The sequence below is a fragment of the Clostridium perfringens ATCC 13124 genome, assembly GCF_000013285.1.
Classification (GTDB): domain Bacteria; phylum Bacillota; class Clostridia; order Clostridiales; family Clostridiaceae; genus Sarcina; species Sarcina perfringens.
Map to the genome: position 1 here is coordinate 2,543,147 of NC_008261.1, position 24,782 is coordinate 2,567,928.

The following is a 24,782-nucleotide window of genomic DNA, read 5'->3' on the forward strand; positions in this document are numbered from 1 at the left end:
TTTTTAATGACTAAATAAAAAATATTTATTTTAGAAATTTAAATTCAATGTATCTAAAAATAAGCTAATTCTAAAATATTTAAAAACCTTTATAAAAATAACAAAAAAAATTTAATTCCTATTATTTAGTATTAAAAAAAAGGCAATGATAAATACTTAATACTATTCATCATTGCCTCTATATAAAGAAATTAATTAGTCAACTTTTAAAACTGACATGAATGCTTCTTGAGGAACTTCAACTGTTCCTAATTGTCTCATTCTCTTCTTACCTTCTTTTTGTTTTTCAAGAAGTTTTTTCTTTCTTGAAATATCTCCACCATAACACTTAGCTAATACGTCTTTTCTCATAGCTTTAACAGTTTCTCTAGCTATAATTTTTGAACCTACAGCTGCTTGAATTGGAACTTCAAACATGTGTCTTGGAATTATTTCTTTAAGTTTTTCAGCTATAGCTCTACCTCTTTGATAAGCCTTAACTTCTGGAACTATCATAGATAAAGCATCTACGTTGTCTCCATTTAATAAAATATCTAACTTAACAAGTTTTGATTGCTCATATCCTTTTAATTCGTAATCTAATGAAGCATATCCTCTTGTTTTTGATTTAAGAGTATCGAAGAAGTCATATACTATTTCATTTAATGGAATTTCATAATGTATAACAACTCTTGTTTCCTCTAAGTATTGCATATCTATGAATTTACCTCTTCTATCTTGGCATAATTCCATTACAGCTCCAGTGTAATCAGTTGGAGTTATAATTGAAGCCTTAACAACAGGCTCTTCCATGTATGCAATCTCTGTCATTGGAGGAAGGTTTGTTGGGTTTGTTAAATCAAAAGATTCTCCATTTGTCTTAGTTACTTTGTATATAACTGATGGTGCAGTTGTAATTATATCTAAGTTAAATTCTCTTTCAACTCTCTCTTGAATTATTTCCATGTGTAATAATCCTAAGAATCCACATCTAAATCCAAATCCTAAAGCTACTGATGTTTCCGGTTCAAATGATAATGCAGCATCATTTATTTGAAGCTTTTCTAATGCCTCTTTTAATTCTTCATACTTAGCTCCATCAACTGGGTATATACCTGAGTAAACCATTGGTATAGCTGGTTTATATCCTGGTAATGCCTCCTCTGTTGGTCTAGCTGCCTCTGTTACAGTATCACCTACTCTGGCATCTCTAACATTCTTTATTGAAGCTGTTATGTATCCAACTTCCCCTGCACTTAATCCTTCTTTTAAAGGCATTAAAGCTGGTGTAAATACTCCTGTTTCAACTACTTCATAAACCTTGTCTGTTGACATTAGTTTAATTTTTGTTCCAGGCTTAACTTTACCATCTTTAACTCTTATATGACATACAACTCCTTTGTAACTATCATAGTATGAATCAAATATTAAAGCTTTAAGTGGAGCATTTTCATCTCCCTCTGGTGCTGGAACTTTTTCAACTATCTCTTCTAAAACATCTTCTATGTTTAATCCAGTTTTAGCTGATACTAAAGGTGCATCCTCTGCTTCTATTCCAATAACATCCTCTATTTCTTGCTTTATTTCATCTGGTCTAGCACTAGCTAAGTCAACCTTATTTATAACAGGTACTATTTCTAAATCATTATCTAATGCTAAGTAACAGTTTGCTAAAGTTTGAGCCTGTATCCCTTGAGTAGCGTCTACTACAAGAATAGCACCTTCACAAGCTGCTAAGCTTCTTGAAACTTCATATGTAAAGTCTACGTGACCTGGAGTATCTATAAGATTTAATATATATTCTTCGCCGTTCTCTCTCTTATAGATAAGTCTTGCTGCTTGAGACTTTATTGTTATTCCTCTTTCTTTTTCAAGCTCCATAGTATCTAATACTTGCTGTTCCATTTCCCTTTGAGTTAATGTTCCAGTTTTCTCTAAAAGTCTATCTGCTAATGTTGATTTACCATGATCTATATGAGCTACGATTGAAAAGTTTCTTATATACTTCTTTTTATCCATATCTAAACCTGCTCTCTAAACTATTTAAAAAGTTTTTGAACAGTTTTCACCCCCACATTGTAGAATAAGTCAAGTTACATTATATCACAATGTGCCATTAAACTGTCAATATACTTTACTTTACATTATTATATAGTTTCCTATAAATTGATTAATATCATTTATTAATTTATTTACTAGGTTAAAGGTACCAATTAGTATGTTACCAAATAAGCCTTTACTTAAGTTTAAAGTATGTTCTTTAAAAACTAAATAAACCTCGTCTTTATTTTCATATATTTTTACAGGACTATTGTCTTCACTAAATATAGTTAAATCCATACCTGTTTCTTCTTTTATTCTATCATAATCAACTTTTTCGCTTAATTCATAATTTTGATTATTAAATGCCTCTGTATTTTCTATATTAACACCTATAAGCCCCCAAGAAATTATAGAAAAAACTATTATGCCAAGAGTTAGAATAGTCATAAATTTTTTCAAAATAAAACACCCCCATAGATTACTATCTATAAGGATGTTCAAAATTCTTTTATTTTATTCACTTTTTCTGTTTAATTCTTCTGCTATTAATCTAGCTATATACTTTGCTGTAGCTTGAGCCTCTTTAGAAGTATTTACTTCTGCACCAACTTCAATAAGCATTGAATTCTTATTATATTGTTGGTTAAACGCATTTTTTCCCCTATCATACTTAAAGGTTTCCTGTCTTCTTAAAATATCAGGAAAAAGCTCATTGGCTTTATTAATAAATCTATAGGCCAAGGATTCAGCATCATTAAAATATTGGCTATTCTTAGTTGTAACAAACATAATCTTAGCTAAACTTTCTCCATTTATATTAGCAGTTAAATTCTTTTTGTTATGCTCTCCAACAGAATCTCTATGAATATCTATTACCATCTTAAAATCATCATATTCATTAATATATTTTTTAACTGTCTCTCTAGATTTATTGTAAGATTGCTCATATGAAGCTGAGTGATTTGTTTTATCATGAATAACTGATATACCATAGTTTTCTTCAAGTTCTTTTGCAACTAAAGTTCCTACTCCAACTACGTTATGTTCTTCATTGTTTGAAGTTCTCTCCTCAGTATACCCCTCTGAATTATGAGTATGATAAATAAGCACCTCTGGCTTAGACTGATCTAGTTCCTTTTTTAAACTTGGATCATAAACTTCACTATTTTTACTAGCTTCTAATTCTGCACTTTCCTTAGATTCTTCCTCAGAAACTATATCTATACTATCTTTATTTAAATCAAATGAAGATACTTTTTCAGCAGAAACATAATTAACTTTATCAATTGAAGCTATTTTATTTACTGCACCAAAGTAAGGCACTTCATTCATTACTAACTCTATCGGATCTAGAGGCTTTATATTTAAAGTTTCTAAGGCTAAACTTTTTAATGTAATATTACTTTCTAAATAAGCATTCTCATCGTAATATGTTCCCTTTGCAACAGGCATTCCTGCATTTAAAAGTTGTATATATGATAAATTCTCTCTCATGTCTTTACTTGCTGCAATCTTCATAAATCTAAACATAAATATTATAAGTAAAGATAAAAGAACAATCACTCCTATGGGTATCTCTCTTTTATTAATACCTCTCACATTATCCCCTCCCTCATATTTTCATTTATATGAGGATAGGTTAAATATTATGTTACTCTCTTTAGGTAAATATTTAATTTATTCTTCTTCAAATTCACTCATAATTCTAAAAAATATCTTAATAAAACTTTTAATTTTAAACTCAGTCTTAGTTTAAAAATTTATTTATATCCTCTAATACCATATTAGGTTGAAGGGCTATATTGATTCCATTTGCTATTATTTTTGAAACTGATTCTATTATATCGTCTATTTCCTTTGGAGTAACCATTAAGTCTCCTACATAAGGGTCTAAAAGGCTCTTTATCATCATTCCCTTTTCATTCTTGTCTATGTTATTTAATATATTATAAAATTCTTTGCCAGCATCTGCTTGATTTATCATTTCATCTAAAACTAAATCCATGGCATCATTTGCAATAGTAGCTGCATCCACAACAGTTGGTACTCCTAAGGCAATAACAGGGATACCTAAGCTTTCTTCATTTATTTGCATTCTATGATTTCCAACTCCAGCCCCTGGTGATATTCCAGTATTACTTATTTGAATAGTTCTTGCCACTCTTTCTAGTTTTCTTGAAGCTAAGGCATCAATACAAACTACTAAATCTGGATTTATCTTTTCAACTAATGATTTTATTATCTCTCCAGTTTCAATTCCTGTTATACCTAAAACTCCAGGAGCTATAGCGCAAACTGGCCTTACTGAATCATCTATTATGTCTGGCATAACCTTCTTTAAATGTCTTGTTACCATTAATTTTCCTACAACCTTAGGTCCTATGGCGTCAGGTGTAACATTCCAGTTTCCAAGCCCAACTACTAAAGCCGTTCTCTCCTCTGGTAAATTAATAAGTTCTTCTAAGGAGGCTGCTACCACATGAGAAACCTCATCCATAATGCCACCATCATAATGAGTGTACTCAGGGATATCTATGGTAACATATCTGCCTATAGGTTTTCCCATAGCTTTAGCACCTTCCTCATTTAATATGTCAACATTTGTAACTTTAATATCTTCTTCCACAGTCTTTTCTTCAAAAACTACCCCATCAATTTCCCTATTATATCTATGTTTATAAATCTCTCTACTTTCAACAGCTAAATCAGTTCTTACATTGTACATTTTTCCACCTCTTTTTAATTTAAATTGATATATTATATATAATCTCCTTAAAAATGATAATTATGTCGATAAACACGAAAAAAGACTTGAACTTATATATTTATGATGTTATAATTACCTTTGTTAATAATGAACTCGTACGCAGATTCCCCAAAACTGCAGATACGCTATAAAAGTTGAAGGGGGTGAACTAGAATGGCAAATATTAAATCAGCAAAGAAAAGAATAAAAGTTACTGAAAAGAAAACTTTAAGAAATAAGATGATTAAGTCAGCTCTTAAAACTGCTATAAAGAAGTTTGAAGTAGCTGTTGAAGCTAATAACAAAGCAGAAGCTGCAACTTTATACGTTGAAGCTGCTAGAGCTTTAGATATGTCTGCTTCTAAAGGAGTAGTTCATAAAAACATGGCTGCTAGAAAGAAATCAAGATTAGCTGCTAAGTTAAACGCTATGGCTTAATTATATGGGTGTTAGAATTTCTAACACCATTTTCTTTTATTAGAAGTATTTCTTTAAGTAAAAAATCCAGATTAGAATTATCTAATCTGGATTTTTTATATTACAGTACTTACAATCATAAGTTCTAACTCTGTTTTTTTATTTAAGTTTGAATTACTCTTAAGTTTCTTTTCTGTATATAGACATAGATTAATACATTTATTAAGCTGTTTATTAGAAAACTTCTTACTCTGATTAATAAATTTTTCTATTACAAAGTCAGGTAAATTTACCCTGCTAGCTTCTAAAAAATCTTTCTTTATTTCATCAATTCTATACTTTTCAGAAAGTCTTATTTTAACCCTGTGTAACTTTTGAAATTGCTCTCTGATTTGACTTAGTATAAATATAGGATCTTGTCCTCTGCCTATTAATTCATCCATTAAGTCTATGGCTTGCTTTGCTCTTTTAATTGAAATAAGCTCAACTAAATCAAATATGTCGTCCTCATACCTAGGAGGAAGTAGTAAATCTATGTCTTTTCTAGTTATTTCTCTCTCCCCTACATAGTTTACTATTTTATCAACTTCTCTTTCTATAACATCAAAGTTATTTTCTACTGAGTCACAAAAGTACTTTAATTCTATTTTTCCTATGTTTTTATTATATCTTTGAAAGATTCTTCCTACCTTTTGTTGCAGTTTTGCCCCTTTTAACTTTTCAACAGAAACTATACAACTGCTTTTCTCAAGCTTTTTTAGTTTGCTTAATCTATTAACTCTATCCCTTTTATCCTTTAAAGTTGTATATGCTATTAAAACACAATGTTCTGGTGTATTTTGAAAATATTCTACACATTGCTTATATAATTTTTCAGTTTCTTTATCTTGTTTATCCCTAAATATATTAGTTCTATTTAAAACTACTACTTTTCTGTCACTCATAAAAGGCAATGTTTCACAAGCATTCATGAAATCATCAAAATTAAGGTTATTACCATCTAATCTAATTAGGTTTAAATCCTTAAATCCTTCATCTAATACATTATAAATTATATTTTCTATACCTTCTTTAATTAAAAGCTCATCTAATCCAACTAATATATAACTTTTTTCTATCTTTCCTTTTTTCAAATTTTCATATAAACCGTCTAAATCTATCATTAAAATATCAACCTTTCAAATCCCAGCTACTTATTTACATAAGTTAAAGTATATACGCACTTTTCTTTTGAATCAAATCAATTATATCATAATCACTATTCTCTGGCATTAAAGTTATGGTATTAAAATTATCTTCTATGGATATTGAATATCTTTTTGTCAGTTCAAATTGAGACTCTTTTTTCAAATAAATAACCTCATTAACATATTCCTTTTTCATTATGGATTTTTTAAAATAATCACTATTATTGTTTACTAAGGCAACTTTTTTAAATCCAGATTCTATAACTATAGCCTTATTCCATTTATCCTCTACAACTCTAATTTTAGCTCCAAATACATATAAATTTAAAAGCAAAACAGGTATAACTAAATAAACTCCTATTTTAAACTTTTTAAATCCTTTAAGACTCATGTAAATCCATAAAAACATAGTCATATAAGCAATTGCAAATACTGGGGATAAATAAGGGGTAACCCATACTACCTTATCTAAAAATACTAAAATCCCCCTAAATACCATGAATATTATATTTATTAAAAATACTATAACTCCAATTAAATTTCCACCAATTAAAATAGAAATTAATAGTATCTGTAATAATATTACTATTATTGGAGTTACTAAAAAGGTTGATATTAAAAAGTTAATAGAAAATTTTCCAAAAGCAATTACCAAAATAGGATATATAAAAGCTTGCGCAGACAGTCCTAAGCTTAAGTATTCATTTAACTTTGGTGGTAACATATAAAATCCCTCTAATAAATTTTTATAGAATAAAATTATGCCTAAGGTTCCACCAAATGATAATAAAAATCCCATGCTAAAAAGGTTATAAGGTTTATAAATAAGTAAGATCACTGCTCCTAATGATATAGAACTTAAGGGGTCATAGGTCTTAAATAGCCTTTTAGAAGACTTTAATAAAGTTATCATAATTAAAGCTCTTAATGCTGAACTAGATGCCCCAACTAAAATTACATAAATAGTACATATACTTAAAGCTATCTTAAAAGAAAACTTTTTATAAATTATTGAAAAAAGTAAGGCTATATGAAACCCTGATATACATATTAAATGAATTACTCCTAAATCTGATAAAAAATCCTTTTGATTATAAGTTAAATTTTCTTTATCTCCCCATAAAACAGCATTTAAAAGTGCACTTTCAGAGGATGAAAAATTTTCACTTAAGTTTTCATAATACTTCTTTGGTATATTTTTTATTTTATAGATTAAGTCCTTTTCTCTTTTTAATACTTTCTTTAAGAAAACCTGTCCAACATGACCTCTATCTAAATTAATTCCTCTCTTAAATTTACAAACTCCATATATTTTTTCTCCATATTCAATTTCACTTCCACTTTGATTTCTTACTTCAACTATTCTTCCATCTATCTTTCCTATTATAGCTTTATCTGTAACTTCTATTATTCTTATTTCTTGAACACCCTCTTTTTGAAATTTTGGCTCATAATAGATGGTGCAACTTAAAATAGCTATGAGGAAAAATATTATACCTATATTAAAATTATCAATATCTAATAAAAGATAGCTAAACAAAATTAAAGGTACAACTAAAAAAGCTGTACCTATTAAGTTAAAACTACCAAAATAGTATGTTATAATTCCTAAAATAGTAAAAATACAAATTAATCCTAAAGGTCTATTTACAATAACTTTCTCAAACTTTTTCATAGAATCTCTCCTTCGAAAAAATTATTGACCTTTTATAGAAATTATAATCATTTATTTAGTTTTTGGATTAAATATTAATGCCATTAAGTAACCAAAGAAAATAGCCGCAGTTATTCCACCTGCTGCACCCTTTAATCCACCAGTAAACGCTCCCATTAATCCTTGTTCATTTACTTCTTTTATAGTTGCCTTAGCTAAGGCATACCCAAAGCCTGGTAATGGAACTGTAGCTCCTGCTCCACCTATTTGGACTAGCTTTTCATATATTCCTAAAGCTCCTAATATTGTTCCTATTGAAACAAAGGCAACTAATACTTTAGCTGGTGTTAGTTTAGTTTTATCTATTAATATCTGTCCTATTACACAGATTGCACCACCTACTAAAAAAGCATTTATGTAATCTTGCAAAATTCTCATCTCCTCATTATTAAATTTTTATAACAAAATATTCACACAAAATATCTAACTTAGTTTAAATATATTCTATAGCTACAGCATGAGCTATTCCTGGTATGCTTTCTCCTTGTAAGGCAGATGTAGAACTTAATAAAGCTCCTGTGGAAACTAATAAAACTCTTTTTAACTTTTTCTCTTTTAACATTCTATATAAATATCCACAGGCTACAACGGCTGAGCATCCACATCCACTTCCACCTGCAAAAGTTCCTTGTTTTTCATTATCAAATATCTTTTCTCCACAATCTATATAAACCTTACTAATATCATATCCATACTCTTTTAATAATTCCTCTGTTAATTTCTTTCCTACAGCCCCTAAGTCTCCAGTTGCTATTACATCATAATCTTCAGGTTTTCTTCCTGTATCAACAAAATGCTTATATATAGTATCTACAGCAGCTGGTGCCATAGCAGCTCCCATATTATCTGCATCCTTAATTCCATAATCCTTAACAATTCCTGTGGTTACATGGGTAACATAAGGATAATCTCCTGACTTTCCTAAAAGCATAGCTCCAGAACCAGTTACAGTCCACTGTGAATATTCTTTTCTTTGACATCCATATTCTAAAGGAAATCTAAATTGTCTTTCTGCTGAACTAAAGTGAGAGGATGTAGAAGCAATTGCATACTTTGCAAAATCACCATCCATAATCATTGATGATAAACTTAATGATTCAGCCATAGTAGAACAAGCTCCATACACTCCAAAAAAAGGAATCTTAAATTCTCTAGCAACAAAGTTTGTTGATGTTAACTGATTTAATAAATCACCGCTAAAAAGATAATCTACATCCTCTTCTTTTACATTCCCTTTTTTAATTACTCCTTCTATAGCAGTTATCATTAAACTACTTTCAGCCTTTTCAAAGCTTTCACATCCATTACAGTCATCTTGCAATATTTTATCAAAATATTCTTTTAAAGGCCCCTGACCTTCTCTAGGACCAACCACACTATATGTAGCTATTATTCTAGGTTTACTTTTTAATTCTATTGTTTGAGATCCTACTCTTTTTGTATCATTACTCATTCTTATCACCCCACAATTCCAAATCTAAGTAATAAGTAATATATTAGTCCAACTATTACAGAGGTTCCTGTACCATAAACTAAAACAGGACCTGCAATAGTAAACATTTTAGCACCTACTCCCATTACAAATCCTTCTTTTTTAAATTCTATGGCAGGTGACACCATGGCATTTGAAAAACCAGTAATAGGAACTATAGTACCTGCTCCAGCCTTAGCAGCTATTCTATCATATATTCCAAGACCTGTTAAAAGAGCCCCTAAAAAAACCATAGTCATAGGTGTTAAACTACTAACTTGTTCTTCTGTGAAGCCATAGTATAAAAAAGTATTTCTCACAAATTGTCCTATTACACAAATTAATCCACCTACTATAAATGCCATTATACAATTTCTAAGAAGCTTTGGTTTTGGTCTTATTTGTTGTTCAAGTTGATCAAACTTAGTCCTTATTTTTTTGTCATTTTCATACATAGCTATATTAATCACCCTTTTCTATTAAAATATACTTATATTATTTGTTCTTATTTTTAATCTATACAAAAAAATGAGCATTATTTTATATGATTACTTTCACATAAAATAATGCTCCTAAAACATTTCATTTATAATCAATCCTCTTCTAATTTTTCTTTCATAATTTTTAGTACCTTTTTCTCTATTCTAGAAACTTGAACTTGACTTATACCAAGCATTTTTGCAACTTGAATTTGAGTTTTATCCTTGAAATACCTAAGCATTATGATTTGCTTACCCTTTGAATCTAATGAACTAATAGCCTCTCTTAAAGCTATTTTATTAACCATGTCATCATCTTCACCCTTCTCACTAAGTTTATCTATTAAGAGAACCGGTGTTCCTTCATCATGGTGTATAGTGTCATATAGATATTGCATACTGCTTGCTGATTCTAAGGCTACTATTACCTCTTCCTTATCAACACCAGAGTATTCAGCTAATTCATCTACAGTAGGATCCCTATTTAATTTTTTTATTAGTTCTTCCTTATTGTAATGAAGCTTTTTAGCTAAAGTCTTAGTGCTTCTACTTACTTTTATTATTCCATCATCCCTTAAGAATCTCTTTATTTCACCTATAATCATAGGCACAGCATAAGTTGAAAATTTAACATTAAAACTATCATTAAAGTTGTTTATAGCTTTAACTAATCCCATTGACCCAATCTGAAATATATCCTCATAGTCATACCCTCTATTTGTAAATCTCTTGCATATTGAAGAAACTAAAGGAGTATTAACTTCTATAAGCTTATTCATTGCCTCCTTATTTCCTTCTTTAGCCATGACTATGAGAGTTGTATTTTTGTCATAATTAAAATTATCTTTCTCAATACTACTTATATCCATAGACTTTATTCACCTGCCTATGTATTCATTTTTTTCTTCATTATTATTTTTGTACCCTTATCCTTTTCACTATAAACTTCTAAAGAATCCATGAATGTTTCCATAACAGTAAATCCCATACCTGATCTCTCTAATTCTGGTTTAGATGTATATAAGGGTTCTCTTGCTTCTTCTAAATTTTCTATTCCTATACCATTATCTTCTACAGTTATACTTATTTCATCTTCACAAATACTAGCCTCAATAATAACCACTTTGCTCTCATCACATTCATACCCATGAATTATAGCATTTGTTACAGCCTCAGAAACAGCAGTCTTTATATCAGTTAATTCTTCAATAGTTGGATCTAACTGAGCAATAAAAGCTGATACACTCACCCTTGCAAATCCTTCATTTTCAGATTTAGCCAAAAACTCTAATCTCATTTTATTATCCATATCTAACCCTCCATTAACCCACTTTTAGAGCTTCATCCAAATTTTCGTAATACTTTATTATCTTAAATATTCCAGATAACTCAAAAACTCTTTTTATGCTTTTACTTACAGATATTATGTTAACTTCACCTGAACGCATACTTATCTTTTTATACCTTCCAATAATAACACCAATTCCTGAACTATCCATAAAAGTTACACCTGAAAAATCCAATACAAGCTTTCTTATATTTTCTCTACTAATCCTATCATCAATTTTTACTCTTACTTCTTCTGCACTATGATGATCTAATTCTCCAATTAAACTTACAACTAAAACATTTCCTATTTTCTCAAAATCTAACCACATACAATCACTCTTATAGAGTTACACCTCCCACACAGCTTCTTTTCCATATTTTAACATATTTTAATTATTTATGTCAAATAATACTAAAATAAATTAAACCTATAGAAACAAACTCTATAGGCTTAATAAGATATTAATTGTCCTTAAATTTTTTAATTTCTTCACTAATTTTATTTCCTATATCTTCAAGAGGCATAGTGTCATTTAGAAGCAATGTACTAAGAGCTTCATTTATATCTTTCATAAGATATATCTTAAATTCACCCTTTCTCACAGCCTCTTCTATTTCACTATTTAATATAAGCTCATCTTTATTGCTTTCTGGTATTAAAACAGCTTTTCCAATATAAGTGCCAATTTTTTTGCATACATTGAAAAATCCTTCTATTTTTTCATTTACTCCACCTATTGGTTGCACCTGTCCAAATTGATTTAATGAACCTGTTACTGCAATGCTTTGATCTACAGGTATTTTACTTAAAGAAGAAATCATAGCAATTACTTCTGCCACAGAAGCACTATCTCCTTCTATTTTTCCATAAAGCTGCTCAAAACTTAGTTGAAAGTCAACAGGTAAAGCTTCATAAGAATTAAAGAAGCTACTTAAAAAGCCTCTTAGAATATTTAAAGATTTATTATGAATGTTTCCACTTAAATTGCTTTCTCTTTGTGCATCCATAATTTTTCCGCTACCTTTATAACAAGTACAAGTTATTCTCATAGGCTTTCCAAAGCTCATATAACCAAAATCTATAACAGACAATCCATTTACACTTCCAATAATTCTATCTTCTATATCTAAAATTATCTTCTTTTCCTCATACATTTCTAAATAATCTTTTTCAATTTCACTGCATTGATTTACAACCGCTTCTATTGAATCCTTATCTATCAATGACTTATTATTATTTTTTGCCTCTTCATTTCCAAGAAGTAATACTCTCTCTATTTCATCAATATCCCAAAGAATTTTCTTCCTTGTTCCAGCTTTTCTTGCTAATTGTTTTCCAATAGCATTAATTCCAGAAGTAGAGATCTTTATTAAATCATTATCTATTATGACTTTATCAACAAGATCTACCAAAGATTTTTTATTTTCATCTATTCCTATTAAGTTTGAAAATTCAGCTCTAATCCTAAATATTTTCTTGAAGTCTTCATCATGGTTATACAAAATATCATAACTTTCAAAATCTCCTATTAAAATTACATTTACCTTAATAGGTATTGGATCTGGATTTAACCCATTTAATGAAAGCACTTCTAAATATCCTCTATTAAAATCATAATTTATCTTTCCATGAAGTAACGCCCTTCTCAAATAATAATAGCTATTTGCATTATTAACTAAAGAACTTAACCTAAGTATTATGCACCCTTCATTTGCTTCAAGTAATGAACCTGATTTTATAAGTTTTACATCAGTTGAATACACACCATTATGATTTTCATACTCTATAGTTCCTAAAAGATTATTTAAGCTTGGATCTTCTTCAAAAATAACCTTAGGAGCCTCTTGCCCCTTGCTGTTTTTTATGATATTACAAACATACTTTGAAATAATCTCATTTATCTTTTCTTCATCATCATCAAAGTTTATTGTGTAATTATCAATCAATAGGTTTTCTAAACTTTCACAAACATCTATAAGATAGTTATAAGCTTCATTCTCATCTTTAAAATTATCCTTTATTTTTTCTTTAACACTTGCTGATTCATTTTCTAAATAGGTTCTAAGTATCCCCTTTAATTTTTCAATGGAATCTAACTCTATATTTTTTAATTCTTCAAGAACTCCTTCTGCTCCCTCTTTTAACTTGTCAGCCTTTATAGAAATATCCCCTTTACTATTCTCTTCTAGATCATCAAACTCCTCTTCTGTCATAGCTTCTCCATCTACTAAAGGAATAAATGCAAAGCCTGAAGAAGTTGCTTTTAAATCAAATCCTTCTTCCTTTGCACTCTTTATTAAGTCCCCTATATAATAATTTCTCTTTTTTTGTATATCATTTATAATCTCTTCCTTTTCTTTATTTATTGAAGAATTATAAAAAGCATATATTTCATCATAATAAAAAGATTTTAGATATTCTAAAGTTTCATCTAACCTTTCTCCCATTCCATTTTCTAGAAATATAACCTTAGGAACCCTAATATCTTCTAAGGTAACATAACATATATCCTTAGGCTTACCTCTACTTTTCATTTTATCTTCTAGATGTACCATTATGTCTTTAAGCTTTTGTTTTGAAAATTCATCAATTAGGTAAACATTAAATCCTTCTTTATTTATGCTTAATGCTTCATCAATTTTCTTAAAAACCCCTTGATATTCATTACCATAGGATTCCTTCTCACCTATCCCACTAGTAAAATCTTCATTATAAATTACTTCTTTTGGAGTTAACTCTCTTCTCATAAAAATTCACTCATAAAACTAATCTTAGCTTTAATAGAGTAACCTCCTCTTTATAAGTACTTTATTATATTAATATTCTATAACTTTAAAATTAGCCATCATTTTCTATTTTTTATTTATTTTTTTCTTCGACAAAAAAGCCTATAGAAATTTTTCTATAGGCTTTACTAAGTAAATATCTTATTTAATTTAGTTATATATTAATATGTTGAATCTGAAACTTTTCCTTCACATATAGCTATTGAAGCTGATGCTCCTATTCTAGTAGCACCATTTTTGATTACAGCTTCAGCATCTTCTATTGATCTTACTCCACCTGATGCTTTAACTCCCATATCTGGTCCTACAGTTTCTCTCATTAATTTAATATCTTCTGGAGTTGCTCCACCTGTTGAGAATCCAGTTGATGTTTTAACGAAATCTGCTCCTGCTTTTTTAGCTAATTCACAAGCTTTAACTTTTTCTTCTTCAGTTAAAAGACAAGTTTCTATTATAACTTTTGTAAGCGCTTTCTTATCAGCCGCATCTACAACAGCTTTTATATCTTTCTCTACATATTCATAATCTTTATCTTTTAATCTTCCTATGTTTATAACCATATCAACTTCATCTGCACCTTTTGCTATTGCATCTTTAGTTTCAAAAGCTTTAACTTCCATAGTGTTTGCTCCTAAAGGGAAACCTATTACTGTACAAACCTTTACTTCGCTGCCTTTTAAAAGTTTAGCTGCTAATTCTACATTAGTAGGGTTTATGCAAACTGAAGCAAAATTGTATTCTAAAGCTTCTTTGCAAAGCTTTTCTATTGATGCCTTATCAGCTTCTGGTTTTAATATAGTGTGGTCTATCATTTTTGCTAATTGTTGTTTATCCATAATACTTCCTCCTAAGATAACATTTTCATTACATATCTAATTATAGAATATAAATTCTAATAAGTCTATAATTTAAATATTTACATTGAATAAATTTAATACTACATGTTTATATAAAATTCTTATTCTATGGGCTTTTGGACACTATCAAAGTATTTTAATATATTTAATATTATGTTATAATACTATCTATCATATAATATGTATTTATAGTAATAATAAATGTAAATTCGTCAACTTAAAAGGAGTTATAATTATGGGTTTCAAAGAAAAATTATCTAAATATTACACTGATTCTTATCTTGAAAAATACGGCGATAGAATTGCTCAATTTCAAGGAAGCGTAATTTCTGAAAAAATCGAAGAAAAAACTATTCTTTGGATATTCCACAAATTAGTTGTTACTTTAATAGTTAAACCTGAGAGAAGTAAGCAAATAATAAAATGCGTATATAAGAAGAATCGTTGGTTTAAAAAACCTACTTTCATAAGTGTGAAAAAAGGAAATAATGTTATAGTTCAAGGACTTAAATCAAATAAGGAAAATGAAAAAGAGTATATTGCTCTAAATAACATACTTAACTTAACTACTAAACAAGATTTAGTACCTGTAGACCATTCACAATTAAAGAAAGCTAGACAACAACAATTTAAACAAAGATAAAAAGCTGTATATTAATACAGCTTTTTTTATTTAAAGCTTACAAACATATTCTGAGAATTACTAGATTTCGCTAATAATTTAAATTCTAAAGCTTATCTAGATATTCTCTTCATATTTTTTGTAAGTTTTATAAAAAATTATTTTGATACACACCATTTTTATATTAAAATTAAAAAAATAATAATTTATATATCTTATTAAATTTATTTCTTTACTTTTATAAATAAGTATAAGCTATTTATAAAGAATATTATTGTTGAGAAGAATAAAACTATTAACCAATGATTTATACCTAGTACTGTGGTATGGAATATTCCACTAAAGAAAGGAATGTAAATAATACTTAATAACATAAGTATTGATATTGCTACTGCACCTACTAAATACATATTAGTAAATAATTTTATTTCAAAAATTGAATGTCTTTCTGATCTACATTCAAAAACATGTAATAATTGAGACATAACTAATGTTGATAAAGCCATAGTTCTACATGTGCTTAAATCCATTCCATATAATCCACCAACAATAAAGGTTAGTAAGGTACATATTCCAATTAAACATCCTCTTACTAAAATTTTCTCAGTAAGTCCCCTAGCAAATATACCTTCTTTCTTACTTCTAGGCTGTTGATTCATTATATCCTTATCAGCAGGATCTACTCCTAAGGCTATTGCTGGTAATCCATCTGTAGCTAAATTTACAAAAAGTATTTGTATAGGTAACATAGGAGTTGGAAGATAGAATATGGTAGCTAAAAACATTGTTAAAACCTCTCCTAAATTACATGACAATAAATATCTTATGAATTTTCTTATATTATCATATATTATTCTTCCCTCTTCTACTGCTGATACTATGGTTTCAAAGTTATCATCCATTAAAATCATTGATGAAGCTTCCTTTGTAACATCAGTACCTGAAATTCCCATAGCAACCCCAATATCAGCTTCCTTTATAGCTGGAGCATCATTTACTCCATCTCCAGTCATGGCAACTATATTTCCATTTTGCTTAAAGGCCTTAACTATTCTAAGTTTATGATTAGGAGTAACTCTAGCAAATATTCTCAGCTTATTAACTCTCTTTTTAAGTTCTTTATCATCTAATTTGTCTAATTCTTCTCCAGTTATTACTTGATCTTGAGATTTTGCAATATTTAAATCCTTTCCTATGGCAAAGGCAGTGTTTTTATGGTCACCAGTTATCATTACAGGAGTTATTCCTGCTAATCTACATTTTATAACTGAGTCCTTAACCTCTGGTCTAGGTGGATCTATTATACCTGCAATTCCAAGGAATATAAGTTCATTTTCAAGGCTTTCACTTCTAGTTAAATTTTCTACTTTATATGCGCCTCCTATACATCTTAATGCCCTATTACTCATATTCTCCACAACATTTAATATTTGTTGTTTCTTTTGAGAAGTTAGTAATTTAACTCTTCCTTCTTCATGTATATATCTACATTTATTTATAAGTCTTTCTGGAGCACCTTTTACATAACAAGCCTCTCTTCCATTCTCCTTAACTATAACTGACATCATTTTTCTGCTTGAATCAAAAGGTATATCAAAAACTCTATTTACATTAGATACTGTATTTTTTAATAGATCTACATTATTAAAATATGCCTTTATTAAAGCTGTTTCTGTAGGATCACCATTTAATACATCATCTAACTTATCCTTTGAAAAGTCATAATTACAATCATTACAATAAACAAAGGCTTTCATTAAAATAGGTGAATTTGGAATTTTATCCACATCTAATCTACAATGCTTTCCATCTACAAAAATTTCTTTAACAGTCATCTTATTCTGAGTTAAGGTACCAGTCTTATCACTACATATAACTGAGGTACATCCTAGTGTTTCAACAGCTGGTAATTTCTTTACTAAGGCATTTCTTTTTAACATTCTAGAAACTCCTAAAGCTAAAGAAACAGTTACTATGGCCGCTAATCCTTCTGGTATAGCTGCAACTGCCAAACTAACACCTAGTAAGAACATCTCTGTTAAATCATTTCCTCTTATAATACCTAATATAGTTACTAAAGCACATATAGCTAAACATAATACAAGTAAAATTTTCCCTAATCCATCCAATCTCTCTTTAAGAGGAGATTTTTCCTCTTCTATGTCTTGTAACATATCTGCTATAGATCCCATTTTTGTACTCATACCTATAGCTGTTACTCTAAATCTTCCTTTACCTTTTAATACTTTAGTCCCCATGTAAATTAAAGAAGCTTCTTTAGAATTATTTGTTTTGTTAACTCCAACTGATTCTCCAGTAAGTAATGACTCATCAATCATAAAGTTTGTACACTCAAAGATTTCTCCATCAGCAGGAACTCTATCTCCAGCCTCTAATATTACAACATCCCCTATAGTTAATTCATTAGCATTAATTACCTTAATATTCCCATCTCTTAATACCTTACAAGTAGGTGCTGCTAAGGATTTTAATGCATCTAAAGATTTTTCCGTCTTAAATTCCTGTACAAATCCTAAAATTCCGTTTATTACAACAATAACAAATATGGTAATAGCATCTGCAACATCTCCCATAAGTCCTGATATAATAGTAGCTCCAATTAAAACCCATATTATAAAATCATTAAATTGTTGTAATAATATTTTTATAGCAGATACCTTTTTCTTTTCTGTTATTTCATTTAATCCAAATTTTTCCATTCGTTGTTTAGCTTCTTGAGTTGTTAACCCTCTAAAGAGTTCTTTCTCATGCATAACTTCTTGTTCCTCCTTCTTTTCCTAGCAATCTATTGTAATATATGTTTAAACAACTTGCTTTTAGAACTAAAAAATTTCTTATGTAACACCCTATATTAAGAATAATTCTTAAATTTTACCTCATAGAAAATTCTATTAAACTATGATAAAATGAGTGTTGTTAAACTTTACTTTTCATAATTTAGGAATTAAAATATATTCATGAATTAAAAAATTTCGAATAACAAAGGAGGCAACCTAAATGAAGGATGTTATATACATTACAGGACATAAAAATCCTGATTCAGATTCAATATGTGCTGCTTTAGCATATGCTGAATTTAAAAACAAAACTCAAGACACTCCTGCTATACCAGTTAGATTAGGAAATGTTAGCCAAGAGACTCAATACATACTTGATTATTTTGGTGTAGAAGCACCTCAATTTTTAGAAACAGTTAAACTAAAAGTTGAAGATTTAGAAATGGATAAAATAGCTCCATTAGCTCCAGAAGTTTCATTAAAAATGGCTTGGAACATAATGAGAGATAAAAACTTAAAATCAATCCCTGTTGCTGATGGAAATAACCACTTACTTGGAATGTTATCAACATCAAACATAACTGCAACATACATGGATATTTGGGATAGCAATATTCTTGCTAAAAGTGCTACTTCATTAGATAATATATTAGATACATTATCTGCTGAAGCTCAAAACATAAATGAAGAAAGAAAAGTATTCCCAGGAAAAGTTGTAGTTGCTGCTATGCAAGCTGAATCTTTAAAAGAATTCATAAGCGAAGGCGACATAGCTATAGCTGGAGATAGAGCTGAAATACAAGCTGAATTAATAGAGTTAAAAGTTTCTTTATTAATAGTAACAGGTGGACATACACCTTCTAAAGAAATAATAGAACTTGCTAAGAAAAATAACATAACTGTTATTACAACTCCTCATGATTCATTCACTGCATCAAGATTAATCGTTCAAAGTTTACCAGTAGACTATGTTATGACTAAAGATAACTTAGTAGCTGTATCTACTGATGATTTAGTTGAAGATGTAAAAGTAACAATGAGTGAAACTAGATACAGTAACTATCCTGTAATAGATGAAAATAACAAAGTAGTTGGTTCAATTGCAAGATTCCACTTAATTTCTACTCATAAGAAAAAAGTTATCCAAGTTGACCATAACGAAAGAGGTCAATCAGTACATGGTTTAGAAGATGCTGAAGTATTAGAAATCATAGACCATCATAGAGTTGCAGATATCCAAACTGGTAACCCTATATACTTCAGAAATGAACCTCTTGGAAGTACTTCAACAATAGTTGCTAAGAGATTCTTCGAAAATGGAATCAGACCATCAAGAGAAGCTGCTGGACTTTTATGTGGAGCTATAATTTCAGACACATTATTATTTAAATCACCAACTTGTACTCCACAAGACGTGAAAATGTGCAGAAAACTTGCTGAAATAGCAGGAATAGTTCCTGAAACATTTGCTAAAGAAATGTTTAAAGCTGGTACTTCATTAAAAGGAAAGTCTATTGAAGAAATATTCAACGCTGACTTCAAACCTTTCACAATTGAAGGTGTTAAAGTAGGTGTTGCTCAAGTTAACACAATGGACATAGAAGGATTCATGCCTTTAAAAGGTGAAATGTTAGATTACATGAATCAAAAAGCTGAATCAATGGGATTAGAAATGATTATGTTATTACTTACTGACATAATAAATGAAGGTTCACAAATATTAGTGGCTGGAAGAAGTCCTGAAATAGCTGAAGAAGCATTCAAAGTTAAATTAGAGGACTCAACTACTTTCTTACCTGGAGTTCTTTCAAGAAAGAAACAAGTTGTACCACCATTAACTCAAATAATCACAACAAGAGTTAGTAAATAATTTTAATTAAGATAAAAGCAATCTCTAAATAGAGATTGCTTTTTATTTCCAATTTAAAATCTTATAATCCTTATTATTTTTCTTATAATTTATTAAGTAGCCATTTCCTACTAGATCTAATAAAGGTTTATCTGAAAGGGAATCTGAAAACATATATGAATTTTTATAATCTACCTCTATATTATTTTCTTGTAAGTATTCCTTAAGTCTTCTAACCTTTTCTTCCCCTTTGCAGTTCTCCCCTACCATTTTTCTTTCAAACTTTCCTTCATTAAATGAGAACCTTGTTCCTATTATAACATCCACTTCTTTTATATTATAAAGTTCATTTAAATAAAATTCTGGCGAAGCTGATATTAAGTAAATTTTATATCCTTCTGATTTTAACTTTTTCATCATATCAATAGAATCTTTATAAATTATCTTACTTAAAACCTCATCATAATATTTTTTCACAAGGATTTTTAAATCCTTCTCCTCTACTCCATCTATAAATTTAAGAAATGATTGCTTAACCTTTTTTTCATCATAAAACTTTAATCCATACATAAGTCCTGAAAAAGCAGCCCTTGGTAAAAATTTTAAGTTTTTCTTATCTTCTTTTATTAAAAATTTAAATAACTGTAGTAAAGTTTCCTTACTAGTTAAAGTAAAATCAACATCAAATATAGCTAATTTCTCCATGTCATACACCACACTTCAAATAAAATTTATAAAAAATATTATAAACTAAAAAAAAGATGATGTAAAACATCATCTTTTTTTTATTATTCAGCTACATTTTCTTCGTAGAATTTAACAACTTCATCAAACTCTTCTTCTGAAGGAAGAACTAATTCTCCTTCTTCACCTTGAGATTTGAATAGGTAAACTGATTCATCAGGATGTTGTACTAAAACGTACTCTTCATCTTTATATTCAAAAGCATCAATAACATCACAAGTTATTGTGTTTCCTTCTTCATCTTCTAAATCTACAACGAAATGCTCTAAATGTTCATCTCCGCATCCGCATCCTTCATGATGGTCATGTCCATGATCGTGACCGTGTCCACCACATCCGCATCCTTCATGCTTTTCTTCTTTTTCGCTTCCGCAACCACAGTTACCTCCGCAGCATTTGTTTAAATCTTTATCTGACATAATCTTTCCTCCCTTGTGGAAAATTTACTTTATATTAATTGTAACCTTAAATACAAAATAATAAAAGCATTTTCTTTATAATCTTTAATTATATTCTTAACATAATATAATATTATAATCAATAGAAAATAATATTTCTAGTAAATATACTTCTTAATAGAAAAAACTCTCCTAAAGTTTTTACTTTAAGGAGAGTTTTTTATTATATACTAGTGAGTAAATCCTTGTACTCCTGTTTTAGATTTTTGATTTAAAACTCTTGCGTTATTTAAATCTTCTATAGCTGCTTTTAAGTCTCTTAAGTATAATTCAGCTAAATTATGGCTAAGGTCAGCACGACAAACAATTCTTTGAATTATTGTATCTTGTAAGTCTGCTGGTAATGGGTAAGCTGGTACTTGCCATCCTTTCATTAATAATCTATCTGCTAGATCATATAATGTCCAATCAACATTTACATCATCTCTTAATTTATAACAAACTATTGGTAAGTTTTCACCATTATTGTATATTTGGAATAATCCAGTTTTTTCAAGTTCAGATGCTAAGAACATAGCAACATCTTTTGTTCTTTGATGTATTTGTCTATATCCTTCAAATCCATATCTTAAGAAGTTATAATATTGACCTATAATTTGGCTAGCTGATCTTGAGAAGTTAATTGCCATTGTTGGTATTTTTCCTCCTAAGTAGCTTACGTCAAATACTAATTCTTGTGGTAAGTATTCTTTATCTCTCCATAATACCCAACCTATACCAGGATAAACTAGTCCATATTTATGACCTGATGTACTTATTGAAACAACGTTTTTAAGTCTGAAGTCCCACTCTAGTTCTGGTTCTATAAATGGAGCAAACATACCACCTGAAGCAGCATCTATATGCATTGGAACTGTTAATTTTGCAGTTTTATTATACTCTTCAAGTTTTTTATCTAATGCTTTAATATCATCATATTTACCAGTGTAAGTAATTCCTAGTATTCCAACTACACCAATTGTATAATCATCAACATAGTCTAAAACTTTATCTACATTTATGCTCATATGTTCTTCGTCCATTGGAACTAATCTCATTTCTATATCCCAGTAAACACAGAATTTTTCCCAACATACTTGGTATCCTGAAGAAATTACTAAGTTTGGTTTTCTTGATGTAACATCCATACCTAAAGCTTTAGCTCTATTTCTCCATCTAAATTTCATAGCCATACCACCAAGCATACAAGCTTCTGATGATCCAACTGTTGAAGTTCCCATGAAACTTTCATCCTTTGGTGCATGCCATAAATCTGCTAATATATTTACACAACGATTTTCTAAATCAGTTGTTTGAGGATATTCTGATTTATCTATAGCATTTTTTTCTAATGTTTCCGCCATTAATTTTACAGCTTCATCATCCATGTAAGTTTGACAGAAAGTACATAAGTTTTGACGAGCATTACCTTCATCTAGTAAGTCATCCTTAATTAATCTATATGCAACTTGAGGTGCAATTGATTTTTTAGCTAATTCATATTTAGGAATAGATTCATTACTTTCCACAGTACCAAATATTGGTGTTTCAAATTGACTACCTAATTCATTTTTTCCAAAAAGCATTTTAAATACCTCCTAATTTAGCTAAAAACCACTCTTAATCTCTTCATAACTTTCAAGAAATTAAGAGTAATTTTTAGTTATATAAATCATTTTATCTATATTGCCTTAATGACTACCTCATCAAGTTATTTATATAATACACCTTTTGGTATAATATTTAAATTCGTCAATTCGTTACATTTTGTTAATATTTTATTATTTATTTATTAACATTTAAATTTTCTCTCTAATGCTCTTAATTTCTTCAATTTCCTATTTTTTTCTCTATAAAATATTTTAGAATGATTTTTATTAATAAATACTTAAAATAAGCTCCATATTTTTAATTATTTTATTTCAAACAAACTTATTATTTCATATTTTAATAAAATAATGCATATATAACAAAATGTTGATTAAATATATCCTTATATAAAATATATTTTAAAATTTATATTTCATTAACATTTTATTAAATATTTAAGTAAAAAATTTCTTTTCAATAACACCTTAATAGATTCAATATTTATAAACCTTTATTTTCATTAAATATTTATAAAAAAAGAAGTGAATCCTTAAAAATTCACTTCCATAAAATACATAAATTTAATTTGATGTACCACTCTCTAATATTGACACTATGGAGAATAATGTGAAGCATATAGCTCCTAATCCAACCATGACATGGGCTGGTACAAAATATGCCATGTTAACTAATTCAGCCTCTGATAAATATGCTGATAAAAATAAACAAGCTAAGGCTGTTATAACAGGTATTAAAGGAATTCTCTTAGATAACTTGCTCTTTCTTCTCCACACTGAAGCAAGTAATAATACCTTACTTGAAATACTATAGCATACTAACCCTAAACCTATTAATACATATCCCGGTGCTATAAAAGTTTGATTTTTACTAAATAAAAGCACACATACTCCTAATATAAGGTTTATACTTCCTAATACAATAACTAATATAGACCATTTCCAACGCTCCTTACTAGTAAAAGTATTTTGTATTTGTCTACAAACACTAGCTACTAATGATATTAAACTTCCACAAACTAAAGATATGCCAAATAGTACAAATCCAGCTACCAAACTAGGTACCTTATCTGTATGTCTTAAGAGATTAAATGAAAATATTAGTCCTATTAAAGTGCATATTATAGGAATAGCTATAAGTACATAGGACATTTCTTTACTAAAACATCCCTTAGGTTTTTCACCTTCTTTTAAATTTTTACTATTACTTGGTATAAGCAAAAACTTTGTTGATGATAATGCCACTGTAGATACACAACATGATATCAGTCCCACACCAAAGCCTATGTTTCCAGCCACAAAATATGCAGGATTTCCTCCATTGTTTAAAGCAAAATACAATCCTCCTACCATGCTTATGGCTGCACATAAATATCCAATGGTAGGGAGAATAAACTTAAAAAATGAATTATATTTATTTATTAATTGTCTTATTATTGTTGCTGCTGTAGTAAATAAAGCTATACATATGGCAGTAAAAAATATTATTACATGACTAGCTATTATATATCCATTGCCAAATTTATCTCCAAGTGTATATATGTATGATCCATAAGTAAGGCATATTATTCCCATTAATAATGGTATGGCTCTAAATAATATGCTTATATAATAATTCATACCTCTCACCTCTTTTATTACATAGTTAAAATTTCAAAACTTTTAATTATTTCTCTATAAAATGTTTGAAGTAGCCTATACTTTTAGGCTACTTCA

The 24,782-nt window shown here is 28.9% G+C and carries 22 protein-coding genes; 3 read left to right on the top strand and 19 right to left on the bottom strand.

The window, feature by feature from the left end:
- Window positions 1-195: 195 nt before the first annotated feature.
- The 4 genes from lepA to gpr form a co-directional block, all read right to left on the bottom strand.
- Window positions 196-1,998, bottom strand: coding sequence for a translation elongation factor 4 (gene lepA, locus CPF_RS11175; protein WP_003455062.1), 1,803 nt, complete (start codon window positions 1,996-1,998; stop codon window positions 196-198).
- Between the two features lie 120 nt (window positions 1,999-2,118).
- A complete protein-coding gene (locus CPF_RS11180; protein ID WP_011591032.1) occupies window positions 2,119-2,481 on the bottom strand; it encodes a hypothetical protein in 363 nt (120 codons plus the stop codon).
- 54 nt (window positions 2,482-2,535) lie between these two features.
- The gene (locus CPF_RS11185) at window positions 2,536-3,621 is read right to left on the bottom strand and encodes a stage II sporulation protein P (protein ID WP_004457777.1); all 1,086 of its coding nucleotides are present in this window, start codon (window positions 3,619-3,621) and stop codon (window positions 2,536-2,538) included.
- A 148-nt stretch (window positions 3,622-3,769) separates the two neighbouring features.
- Window positions 3,770-4,747, bottom strand: a complete 978-nt coding sequence (gene gpr / locus CPF_RS11190; protein ID WP_003455049.1) for a GPR endopeptidase — start codon at window positions 4,745-4,747, stop codon at window positions 3,770-3,772.
- Between the two features lie 195 nt (window positions 4,748-4,942).
- Between gpr and rpsT the strand changes: the two genes are divergently transcribed.
- Window positions 4,943-5,206, top strand: a complete 264-nt coding sequence (gene rpsT, locus CPF_RS11195; protein WP_003451389.1) for a 30S ribosomal protein S20 — start codon at window positions 4,943-4,945, stop codon at window positions 5,204-5,206.
- A 95-nt stretch (window positions 5,207-5,301) separates the two neighbouring features.
- On the opposite strand, the gene holA is transcribed toward rpsT, so the two are convergent.
- The 10 genes from holA to deoC form a co-directional block, all read right to left on the bottom strand.
- Entirely contained in the window at window positions 5,302-6,348 is a 1,047-nt protein-coding gene (gene holA / locus CPF_RS11200; protein ID WP_011591033.1) for a DNA polymerase III subunit delta, read from the bottom strand.
- 43 nt (window positions 6,349-6,391) lie between these two features.
- Window positions 6,392-8,047 carry a ComEC/Rec2 family competence protein gene (locus CPF_RS11205; protein ID WP_011591034.1) on the bottom strand — a complete coding sequence of 552 codons (1,656 nt, stop codon included), beginning with the start codon at window positions 8,045-8,047 and terminating at the stop codon, window positions 6,392-6,394.
- Between the two features lie 51 nt (window positions 8,048-8,098).
- Window positions 8,099-8,464: a stage V sporulation protein AE gene (spoVAE, locus tag CPF_RS11210; protein WP_011010735.1), complete on the bottom strand. Its 366-nt coding sequence runs from the start codon at window positions 8,462-8,464 to the stop codon at window positions 8,099-8,101.
- A gap of 55 nt (window positions 8,465-8,519) precedes the next feature.
- On the bottom strand, window positions 8,520-9,539 hold the full coding sequence (gene spoVAD / locus CPF_RS11215; RefSeq protein WP_011591035.1) for a stage V sporulation protein AD: 1,020 nt from the start codon (window positions 9,537-9,539) through the stop codon (window positions 8,520-8,522).
- 5 nt (window positions 9,540-9,544) lie between these two features.
- Complete coding sequence (gene spoVAC / locus CPF_RS11220) at window positions 9,545-10,012, bottom strand: stage V sporulation protein AC (RefSeq protein WP_003454910.1); 468 nt, start codon at window positions 10,010-10,012, stop codon at window positions 9,545-9,547.
- Between the two features lie 137 nt (window positions 10,013-10,149).
- Window positions 10,150-10,905: an RNA polymerase sporulation sigma factor SigF gene (gene sigF, locus CPF_RS11225; protein ID WP_003454713.1), complete on the bottom strand. Its 756-nt coding sequence runs from the start codon at window positions 10,903-10,905 to the stop codon at window positions 10,150-10,152.
- Window positions 10,906-10,922: 17 nt separating this feature from the next.
- The gene (spoIIAB, locus tag CPF_RS11230) at window positions 10,923-11,345 is read right to left on the bottom strand and encodes an anti-sigma F factor (protein ID WP_003451402.1); all 423 of its coding nucleotides are present in this window, start codon (window positions 11,343-11,345) and stop codon (window positions 10,923-10,925) included.
- A gap of 13 nt (window positions 11,346-11,358) precedes the next feature.
- Window positions 11,359-11,694, bottom strand: a complete 336-nt coding sequence (gene spoIIAA / locus CPF_RS11235) for an anti-sigma F factor antagonist (protein WP_003451156.1) — start codon at window positions 11,692-11,694, stop codon at window positions 11,359-11,361.
- Window positions 11,695-11,827: 133 nt separating this feature from the next.
- Window positions 11,828-14,113: an AAA family ATPase gene (locus CPF_RS11240; protein WP_011591036.1), complete on the bottom strand. Its 2,286-nt coding sequence runs from the start codon at window positions 14,111-14,113 to the stop codon at window positions 11,828-11,830.
- A 200-nt stretch (window positions 14,114-14,313) separates the two neighbouring features.
- Window positions 14,314-14,988 carry a deoxyribose-phosphate aldolase gene (gene deoC / locus CPF_RS11245; protein WP_003463155.1) on the bottom strand — a complete coding sequence of 225 codons (675 nt, stop codon included), beginning with the start codon at window positions 14,986-14,988 and terminating at the stop codon, window positions 14,314-14,316.
- 256 nt (window positions 14,989-15,244) lie between these two features.
- Here deoC and CPF_RS11250 point away from each other — a divergent pair, with 256 nt between their 5' ends.
- Window positions 15,245-15,652, top strand: a complete 408-nt coding sequence (locus CPF_RS11250) for a hypothetical protein (protein ID WP_011591037.1) — start codon at window positions 15,245-15,247, stop codon at window positions 15,650-15,652.
- A 203-nt stretch (window positions 15,653-15,855) separates the two neighbouring features.
- Here the strand turns inward: CPF_RS11250 and CPF_RS11255 are convergent, their stop codons facing one another.
- Window positions 15,856-18,405 (bottom strand): calcium-translocating P-type ATPase, PMCA-type, encoded by a 2,550-nt coding sequence (locus tag CPF_RS11255; protein WP_011591038.1) that lies wholly within the window; start codon window positions 18,403-18,405, stop codon window positions 15,856-15,858.
- A 244-nt stretch (window positions 18,406-18,649) separates the two neighbouring features.
- Here CPF_RS11255 and CPF_RS11260 point away from each other — a divergent pair, with 244 nt between their 5' ends.
- Entirely contained in the window at window positions 18,650-20,299 is a 1,650-nt protein-coding gene (locus CPF_RS11260) for a putative manganese-dependent inorganic diphosphatase (RefSeq protein ID WP_003451432.1), read from the top strand.
- A 42-nt stretch (window positions 20,300-20,341) separates the two neighbouring features.
- Here CPF_RS11260 and CPF_RS11265 read toward each other — a convergent pair whose 3' ends face one another.
- From CPF_RS11265 to CPF_RS11280, 4 genes are all read right to left on the bottom strand, one after another.
- Window positions 20,342-20,983 carry an HAD-IB family hydrolase gene (locus CPF_RS11265; protein ID WP_003454832.1) on the bottom strand — a complete coding sequence of 214 codons (642 nt, stop codon included), beginning with the start codon at window positions 20,981-20,983 and terminating at the stop codon, window positions 20,342-20,344.
- An 83-nt stretch (window positions 20,984-21,066) separates the two neighbouring features.
- Window positions 21,067-21,441 (bottom strand): DUF1292 domain-containing protein, encoded by a 375-nt coding sequence (locus CPF_RS11270; RefSeq protein WP_003451221.1) that lies wholly within the window; start codon window positions 21,439-21,441, stop codon window positions 21,067-21,069.
- Window positions 21,442-21,650: 209 nt separating this feature from the next.
- Window positions 21,651-23,045, bottom strand: a complete 1,395-nt coding sequence (locus CPF_RS11275) for a glutamate decarboxylase (protein WP_003455061.1) — start codon at window positions 23,043-23,045, stop codon at window positions 21,651-21,653.
- 585 nt (window positions 23,046-23,630) lie between these two features.
- A complete protein-coding gene (locus CPF_RS11280) occupies window positions 23,631-24,686 on the bottom strand; it encodes a DUF2776 domain-containing protein (RefSeq protein ID WP_011591039.1) in 1,056 nt (351 codons plus the stop codon).
- Window positions 24,687-24,782 lie beyond the last annotated feature (96 nt).